The sequence below is a fragment of the Komagataeibacter ossonobensis genome (assembly GCF_057359305.1).
Map to the genome: position 1 here is coordinate 71,203 of NZ_JBXAYQ010000013.1, position 8,615 is coordinate 79,817.

Here is an 8,615-nt window from a genome sequence, read left to right on the forward strand (position 1 = left end):
TTATGTGAAATTGCCCAGAATTCCCCCTCAATTCTCCATATAAAATCATAAAATATCGTTGTTATTTTATTGACTCATATATTGTCGTTGTTAGTGTGTGTGAAATGTAAATACGCATACAAAATAGTTTAAATATGCACGCAATCGAGGTCGCCATGACAGATCCGGTCCATCCTCCCCACGGTTTTTCCCCACGGATTGATGCGCTTGCGCACAGGCTGCGCCCGGTTTTCGCGCGCATTGCCGATGGCGCCATTGACCGCGAAGAAAACCGTATCCTGGCCCATGACGCGGTACGGTGGCTGCTGGATGCCGGTTTTGGCGCGCTGCGCGTGCCGGTGCGTTATGGCGGCAGCGGGGCCAGCCTGCCGGAAACCTTCACGCTTCTGGCCGAACTGGCCGAAGCGGATTCAAACCTGCCGCAGATCTTCCGTGCCCATTTCGCCTTTGTCGAAGGACGCCTGCATGAGGGGGACAGTCCACGCGCCGCATACTGGCTGGAACAGGTGGCGCAGGGTGCGCTGTTTGGCGCTGCCATGGCGGAACTGACGGACAGTACCGGCACCACTACCACCCTTGCGCCCGATCCGCAGGGGCAGTGGCTGCTGGATGGCACGAAATACTATTCCACCGGCACGCTTTATGCGTCGTGGATTGTTGCCGTCGCAACCGATGGAACGGACCGCATCCAGCTTGTCGTACCTGCCGACGCCCCCGGCGTGACACGCATTGATGATTGGGATGGTTTTGGCCAGCGCCTGACCGGCAGCGGCACGACACATTTCAAAAATGTTGCCGTGCCCGATGATCACATCATCAACCGCACGCCGCTTTCCGAATTCCCCACCAACGAATATTTCACCACCTATTACCAGCTTTTCCACCTTGCCACGCTGGCGGGGATCGGGCGGGCTATCGTGCGCGATGCGGTGGCTTTCGTGCGTCCGCGCACACGTACATTCGGCGTTCCCGGGCAGGTGGCGCAGCGCCATGACCCGCTGGTGCAGGGCGTGGTAGGACGCCTGTCCGCCCTGTCATTTTCAGCCGATACACTGGTGGAAAAAGTGGCATGGACGCTGGAAGCTGCCTTCCCGCAATGGGCGGCGGGGCACGAAAATGGCCCGGCCTTCGATACGGCGCAGGTACGCGCCTATCAGGCGCAGCAGATCGTGGCAGGCCAGGTGCTGGAAGCAGCGACGCTGCTGTTTGAGGTGGGCGGGGCCTCGGCCACCAGCACGTCACGGCGGCTGGACCGTCACTGGCGCAACGCCCGCACGCTGGCGTCGCATAACCCATTGGTCCAGCGGCAGCGTGAACTGGGTGACCTTGTGCTGAATGGCACGGCATTCGGTTCGCGCTGGCGCGATCGGACCGCGACCGTCACCCAGCCTGTCTCCACCAATGCGCAGCAGGAACACGCGGCATGACAACACAACCCAAGCAGTTGCACGTCAACCTGTTCGAAATGGCCTGCGTCAGCCATATCGTGCACGGCATGTGGCGTGCGCCGGGTAACAACCGGCACCGGTTCGGGGAAATGGCGTACTGGCTGGAAGTGGCGAAACTGGCGGAAGAAGGCCTGTTTGACGCGATCTTCCTGGCGGATGTCATCGGCACCTATGACCGCTTTGGCGATGGCACGGCCGCCGCCCTGCGCGAAGGGTTGCAGATTCCCAACCTCGATCCCCTCATGCTGGTGCCCGCCATGGCGGCGGTGACGAAAAACCTCGGCTTTGGCGTCACGTTTTCCACAACGTATGAACCGCCCTTCGCCTTCGCCCGGCGCATGGCGACACTTGACCTGCTGACCGAAGGCCGCGTGGGGTGGAACATCGTCACATCCTACCTGCGCAGTGCGGCGCGCAATTTCGGCATGGAGGACGAAATCCCCCATGACCAGCGTTACGCCATCGCGGATGAATACCTCGATGTCCTGTACAAGCTGTGGGAAGGCAGTTGGGATGATGATGCCGTCGTCAATGACGTGGCATCCGGTATTTACGCCAATCCCGATGCCGTCAGGCCCATCAACCATGACGGGCGACACTTCCGCGTGGCGGGACCGCATCTTGTCTCGCCCGGTCGGCAGCGCACGCCAGTACTGTTTCAGGCAACCGGGTCGCCAGCGGGACTGGAATTCGCGGCCCGTCATGCGGAAGTCGTGTTCATTGGCGGCCAGACGACGGAAGCAGTGCGCGAAAACATTGCCCGCACGCGCGAACGCGCGCGCGCCCATGGCCGTAATGGCAATGACATCCGTTTTATTGTCATGGCTGGCATCATTGCCGATACAACGCAGCAGCTTGCTGAAAAGAAACTGGAAAAATACCGCCAGTATTACAGCGTCGAGGGCGCGCTGATCCACGCACAGGCCGAGATCGACCTGCGCCGCTATCCCGAAGATGCGCATATTGGCGACATCCTGAAACGTGAGGGCGTGCCATTTGGCAATATGGGCCGGCGTTTTCGCCCCGAACAGACGGTTGGCAGCGCGCTGCGCCAGATCGCATCGTTTGATGAAGGGCGCTTCTTTGTCGTGGGCACGCCTGACAAAATTGCCGATGAAATCGAACGCTGGCTGGATGTTGACGGAATAGATGGCATCAACCTGCGCCAGTACCACACATTCGAGACCGCGCGTGACTTCATTGACCTGATCGTGCCCGAACTGCAGCGGCGCGGGCGGTACCGCACGGCCTACACCCCGCGCGAAACCCTGCGCGAACGCCTGTTCACGCCGGGGCAGCCGCATCTGCCCAACCGTCATTTCGGCAGCCGGTACCGTGATCCCGCAGCGCTGCATGCACCGGCTGAACCGCTTTTTCCCCACGAAACATTTTCCAAGGCCTCGTAACCATGTCCTATGCAGCTCCTGACAAGATCAATGTGCTGTGGTTCCTGCCCACCCATGGCGACAGCCGCTACCTTGGCACGCAGAAGGGCGGCAGGCCGGTTGACCTGCCGTACCTGCAGCAGGTGGCAAAGGCTGCCGATACGCTGGGATATTACGGTGTCCTGATCCCGACGGGACGCAGTTGCGAGGATAGCTGGGTTGTCGCCTCTGCCCTCGCCCCCGTGACCGAACGGCTGCGTTACCTGATCGCGGTCAGGCCGGGCCTGCTGTCACCCACACTGGCCGCGCGCATGACCGCGACACTGGACCGTTTTTCCAACGGACGGCTGCTGATCAATATCGTGACTGGTGGCGACCCGGCGGAAAACGCAGGCGACGGCCTGTTTGCCGACCATGCCACGCGCTACGAAATCACGGACGAATTCCTGGATATCTACCGCGCGCTACTGCGCGGCGAGAGTGTCAATTTTGAAGGAAAGCACTTTACCATAAAGGACGGCCGCCTGCTGTTCGCGCCGTACCAGAATGACGGGCCGCCGCTGTATTTTGGGGGATCATCGGAAGCGGCTGCCCATGTCGCCGCAAAATCGGTGGACAAATACCTGACATGGGGCGAACCCCCGGCACAGGTGGCGGAAAAGATCAGTCATGTGCGCAAACTGGCCCATGCGCAGGGACGCGAGGTATCATTTGGCATCCGGCTGCATGTCATCGTGCGTGAAACGGCGGAGGAGGCATGGCATGAAGCCGACCGCCTGATCAGCCATCTCGATGATGCCACCATTGCCAAGGCCCAGAAGGTCTTCGCCCGCATGGATTCCGTGGGTCAGTCACGCATGAGCGCCCTGCACGGCGGCCAGCGCGACAGGCTGGAAATCAGTCCCAACCTGTGGGCAGGCGTGGGCCTGGTGCGTGGTGGAGCCGGGACCGCGCTGGTGGGGGATCCCGATACGGTGGCGGAGCGGATTGATGAATACCGCAGGCTGGGCATCGATACGTTCATTTTCTCCGGCTATCCGCATCTGGAGGAAGCCTACCAGTTCGGTGAACTCGTGCTGCCCAACCTGCCGACCACACACCCCGTGCGCGGGGCGTCGGACCTGAACAACATGGGGCCGTTTGGCGAAACCATCGCGGGTGACCATCGTCCGACCCGCGCCGCCTGATGACAGGAGCCGTGCCATGCCCGTTTCCCCCCACATTCCCCATATCGCCATTATCGGCGGCGGGTTCAGCGGTGCGGCGCTGGCGTGGCACCTTGCGCGCGACACCAGCACGCCAAGACGTATCACCGTGTTCGAACCGCGCCCCTTTCTTGGCGCGGGGCTGGCCTATGGCGCGACCGACCCACAGCACCGGGTAAACGTGCCAGCAACCCGCATGAGCATCGATACCAGCCAGCCCGATGATTTCGCCAGATGGATCGGGCAGACGGATGCGCTGGCCAATGACCCGGCAGCCTTCAGGCCGGATGGCAGTGCGTTTCCCGCCCGTGCCATATTCGGTCGCTACGTGGCCAACCGGCTGGCACCGGTGCTGCATGCGGGTGTGGTGACGCACCTGCGCCACAAGGTGGCGGGCGTATACAGATCGTCTGTTGGCCACTGGATCATTACGGATGTCATGGGGCAGGCTACGGCCGCTGATATTGTGGTCATCGCCACCAGTCACCCTGCGCCACAGCCTCCGAAGCTGCTGCGTGACCTGCACCTGCATGAGGGCCGTCATCCCGTTCTGGTCACCAATCCATGGCAGGCTGGGGCGCTGGAGGATATCCGTGTGTCTGACCGTGTCCTGATCGTTGGCACGGGGCTGAGCATGGCGGATGCCGTCGTCACACTGACGGCACGCGGGCATGATGGCAAGATTACCGCCATTTCCCGGCGTGGACAGCGTTCGCATGGACATGCGGCACATGCCGTTGACCCGGTGGGGCAATTCATCTCCCCACCGTCGCGCACGATGGGCCATCTGCTGCGTCGCGTGCGTCATGCGCTGGCCGCCCATCCTGACCAGCCATGGCAGGCCATATTTGACCGGCTGCGAGAACAGGCGCCCGATATATGGGCCGCCCTGCCACTGCCCGAACGCAGGCGGCTGATCCGGCACCTGCGGCCGTTCTGGGATACGCACCGTTTCCGTATCGCGCCACAGGCTGAAGACGTGCTGCATGCGCGCGAACGTGCCGGCACGCTGGACATCACGGCCGCACGGCTGGCCGCCGTACAGGTGAAGCGGGACCGTTTTGTCACGACCCTTCGCCATGGCAACACCGTGTGGGGCGGGACGTATGACACCATCATCACCACGACGGGACCGGCGCATGACGCCATCATCCATACCGTGCCGTACATACGCGAACTGGCAGCTGCCGGTCTGGTGGAAATGGATGCAACCGGGCTGGGCCTGCATGTGGATGCGCTGGGGCGTGCCTGTGTCGGCAGCGGACATGAAGACACCCTGTTCGTGGCGGGACCACTGGCGCGCGGGCGGTTCGGGGAACTGATGGGGCTGCCCGAAGTCACGCGTCATGCCGAAAAGCTGGCTGTCATCATAAGCGCGCTGTCGGCGTCGCTTCCCATTGTCCATTACCCTGAAAAAGAACGGGCAACGACATGACCACATTGGCGCAGACCCATCATGACCGTCCCGTCGTGCGCGATGCGGATGACATATCCGCCCTTGTAAATGCGGGCCCGCGGGCGGGCAGCCATGCACGCATGGTTGTAGCCCTGGCACTGGGGGGTGTGTTTCTGGATGCATATGACCTGACCACCCTGTCATGGGGCATTTCGGATGTGCAGACGCATTTTGGCCTGTCCGCGTTCCAGACCGGACTGGTGGCAGCCGCACTGAATGCCGGAACCATCGTGGGCAGCCTGGCTGGCGGATGGCTGACGGACCGCATCGGGCGGTACGCCGTATTCATGGCCGATATGGTGTGCTTTGTCATTGCAGCCCTGGTGGCGGGGGCAGCACCTACGGCCGGCATCCTGATCGCGGCGCGTTTCGCCATGGGGTTCGGGGTGGGCATGGACCTGCCGGTGGCGATGGCGTTCCTGTCGGAATTCTCGCGGCTGGAGGGACGGGGCAGCAAGGCGGCCCATGCGGCAGCGTGGTGCCCGACATGGTACGCCGCGTCATCCGCGTGCTTCGTGATCGTATTTGCCCTGTCTTATGTGCTGCCAGCGGGCCATCCCGACTGGCTGTGGCGGGCATCGCTGGCGTTTGGCGCGGTCCCGGCACTGATCATCATTGCGGTGCGCGGGCGATACATGAGTGAATCCCCCGTATGGATCGCCCGCCGGGGTGACCTGCAGCGTGCGGCTGACATCCTGCGCCGGTCGTACGGAATTAACCCTGTCGTCCGTGCCATGCCGGGACAGGCGCCGGTGGTCATGCAGGCCGATCCATGGCGGCTGGTACGACGGCCGCTACTGCAGCGCGGGCTGATGGTTGTCAGCATGACGCTGATCAGCAGCATGTCCTACAATATCATCATATTCGGCCTGCCCACGCTGCTGGTATCCATCATGCATGCCAGTCCGGTGCAGGTCGTGGTGATTTCCATCATCCTCAACCTGGCCGTGGCCTTTCCCGGCGGCCTGCTGGGCGTGCGTCTGACGCGCAGTGTGCGCTCCCGGCCCATTATCCTGGCGGGATATCTCATGCAGGTGGCCGGGATCGGGGCGCTGGCCCTGACCGGCATGCCGCATGGGACGACGGGCATCATCGTTGCCCTTGCCGGTTTTGCCGCCTTCCTGTTCGCGCAGGGATTCGGGCCGGGATGCCAGCTTATGGTCTATCCCACCCTTAGCTATCCCACTGAACTGCGGGGACTGGGCATAGGTATCGCACGGCTGGTTTCAGGCATTGGCGGCACGCTTATCCTGCTGTCCTTCCCGTGGATGAATATACACCTTGGCCCCGCGCTGTTCTGGGTGGTGCTGGTGGCGCCGCTGGCGGGTGTGGTGATTGCCTTTTTCTCGCGCTGGGATGTGTTCGGCTACGACCCCGACATGGACCCCGCATTGCGCCCGCAGGCCCCACCCGTACGGCGGGACACGGTTCCGGATACGAGCGACCTGCTGTTTTCCACTGATATCAGGAACTGATTGACCATGACCAATGTCATTGCGCCGTTTGGCTATGACTCATCTGATGAAACGGCCGTCAGTGCCGACCTGTTTCGCAACGGCATGGCGGCGTTGCCGGGCGCGGTTACGGTCGTGACGACGGACGGCCCGCATGGACCACACGGCTTTACGGCATCGGCGGTATGCAGCGTATCGGATACGCCCCCGACGCTGCTGGTGTGCATCAACCGCACCACCAGCGCACATCCCTATATCCTGAAACATGGTGTGCTGGTCATCAATGTCCTGCATGAGGCGCAGCACGAACTGTCAAATACCTTCAGCAGTCGGTCGCGATCCATGGCGGAACGTTTCGCGACAGCCAAGTGGCATACGGGCCTGACCGGTGCGCCAGTTCTGGATGATGCGCTGGTCAGCTTTGACTGCCGCATCCGTGAAATCCGTGATGTGGGAACGCATACGGTCGTCATTGCGCATGTGGTTGATGTCATCGTGGGCAATGATGATGTCCGCCCGGCCCTTGTCTGGTTCAACCGGCAGTACAGCCGCGTCATTCCCAAATAAAAATAAAATTTCCCGGATGCTGTCTTTATTCAAAGAGATAACGTTTTCTGAAAAAAGCTTCACCAAAAAACTTCCTTACGATTTCCGGAATATTCCATGGACAATATTTCGAAATAGTCCATGGGACGTTTCCGTTCAGGAAACAGTAAAATGTGTACACGATAACAACTAATGAAATGAAGAAAAAATATTCACAAAATAATCATGCACATGCATGCATTCATGGAATCATTCCCAATGACACGGATATCCGTACACCCCCCGTCTGACAGATATCTTTTCCGATCCCGTCTCCTGTCACGTCGGACGACAGTCTTGGTCGGTTCCTCCCTGCTGGGTCTTGCGCCTGGCGCGTTTGCAGCGGACACCGTGGCGCCGTCCGCCTTGCCACATAGCCATGAAACGCAGCATGTCCGGCCCGCGCGGCAGAACGTGGCACCCGCTGCGCCCGATCAGGCAGCCCCTTCACCTGCACGACCGGAAGTCATTTCCGTCTCGCGCCATCGCCTGTCACCCGCATCCCGGGCAGAGTCACGCCTGGCATCCATTCCCGGCGCAACCAGCGTGATTGACGCGCAGAAAGTGTTGAAGGGCCGTAACTTCACCAATGCGGATGCCCTGTCATTCCAGCCCGGCGTATTCGCACAGTCCTCGGGCGGGGGGGATGGCATACGCCTGTCAATTCGCGGGTCGGGCATTGCCACCGGCACCAATTACTTCCGCTCCGGCCTGCTTATGATGTTTGACGGTCTGCCAGTAACCACGCCCGCTGGCACGCCCTATGAACTGTTTGAGCCGCTGGGCCTGCGTTATACCGAGGTACTACGCGGGGCGAATGCTTTCGATTATGGTGGCATGCAGCTTGGTGGCGCGCTGAATTACGTGTCCATGACCGGATATGACGCACAACGTTATCAGGCCCGTGTCGAAGCGGGCAGCTTTGGCTACGTCAAGGAACAGCTCAGTTCCGGCGGCGTATTTGGCAAGTTTGATTATTATATTAGCGCCACCAATTCATATCGCGGCGGCTATCAGGACAATACAAAGGCAACCAGTTTCGGGCTGAACGCCAATTTTGGCTACCGTTTCAATGACCGCGT

The 8,615-nt window shown here is 61.0% G+C and carries 7 protein-coding genes; all 7 read left to right on the top strand.

The window, feature by feature from the left end:
- The first annotated feature begins 155 nt into the window (after positions 1 to 155).
- Positions 156 to 1,427, top strand: coding sequence for an acyl-CoA dehydrogenase family protein (locus AC1RQ9_RS09610; RefSeq protein ID WP_485986671.1), 1,272 nt, complete (start codon positions 156 to 158; stop codon positions 1,425 to 1,427).
- Positions 1,424 to 2,854, top strand: coding sequence for an LLM class flavin-dependent oxidoreductase (locus AC1RQ9_RS09615; protein ID WP_485986672.1), 1,431 nt, complete (start codon positions 1,424 to 1,426; stop codon positions 2,852 to 2,854). The genes AC1RQ9_RS09610 and AC1RQ9_RS09615 overlap by 4 nt, the downstream gene beginning before the upstream one ends.
- Positions 2,855 to 2,856: 2 nt before the next feature.
- Positions 2,857 to 4,020, top strand: a complete 1,164-nt coding sequence (gene ssuD, locus AC1RQ9_RS09620; RefSeq protein ID WP_485986673.1) for an FMNH2-dependent alkanesulfonate monooxygenase — start codon at positions 2,857 to 2,859, stop codon at positions 4,018 to 4,020.
- A 16-nt stretch (positions 4,021 to 4,036) separates the two neighbouring features.
- Positions 4,037 to 5,473 (top strand): FAD/NAD(P)-binding protein, encoded by a 1,437-nt coding sequence (locus tag AC1RQ9_RS09625; protein ID WP_485986674.1) that lies wholly within the window; start codon positions 4,037 to 4,039, stop codon positions 5,471 to 5,473.
- The gene (locus AC1RQ9_RS09630) at positions 5,470 to 6,969 is read left to right on the top strand and encodes an MFS transporter (RefSeq protein ID WP_485986675.1); all 1,500 of its coding nucleotides are present in this window, start codon (positions 5,470 to 5,472) and stop codon (positions 6,967 to 6,969) included. The genes AC1RQ9_RS09625 and AC1RQ9_RS09630 overlap by 4 nt, the downstream gene beginning before the upstream one ends.
- Positions 6,970 to 6,975: 6 nt before the next feature.
- A complete protein-coding gene (locus tag AC1RQ9_RS09635; protein WP_485986677.1) occupies positions 6,976 to 7,515 on the top strand; it encodes a flavin reductase in 540 nt (179 codons plus the stop codon).
- Positions 7,516 to 7,719: 204 nt separating this feature from the next.
- The coding region (locus tag AC1RQ9_RS09640; RefSeq protein ID WP_485986679.1) for a TonB-dependent receptor plug domain-containing protein at positions 7,720 to 8,615 on the top strand (896 nt) is incomplete at its 3' end.

Bases quoted from the DNA above. Each gene is read 5' to 3' on its own strand.
- AC1RQ9_RS09610 (WP_485986671.1), top strand. From the start codon at position 156: ATGACAGATCCGGTCCATCCTCCCCACGGTTTTTCCCCACGGATTGAT.
- AC1RQ9_RS09615 (WP_485986672.1), top strand. From the start codon at position 1,424: ATGACAACACAACCCAAGCAGTTGCACGTCAACCTGTTCGAAATGGCC.
- ssuD (WP_485986673.1), top strand. From the start codon at position 2,857: ATGTCCTATGCAGCTCCTGACAAGATCAATGTGCTGTGGTTCCTGCCC.
- AC1RQ9_RS09625 (WP_485986674.1), top strand. From the start codon at position 4,037: ATGCCCGTTTCCCCCCACATTCCCCATATCGCCATTATCGGCGGCGGG.
- AC1RQ9_RS09630 (WP_485986675.1), top strand. From the start codon at position 5,470: ATGACCACATTGGCGCAGACCCATCATGACCGTCCCGTCGTGCGCGAT.
- AC1RQ9_RS09635 (WP_485986677.1), top strand. From the start codon at position 6,976: ATGACCAATGTCATTGCGCCGTTTGGCTATGACTCATCTGATGAAACG.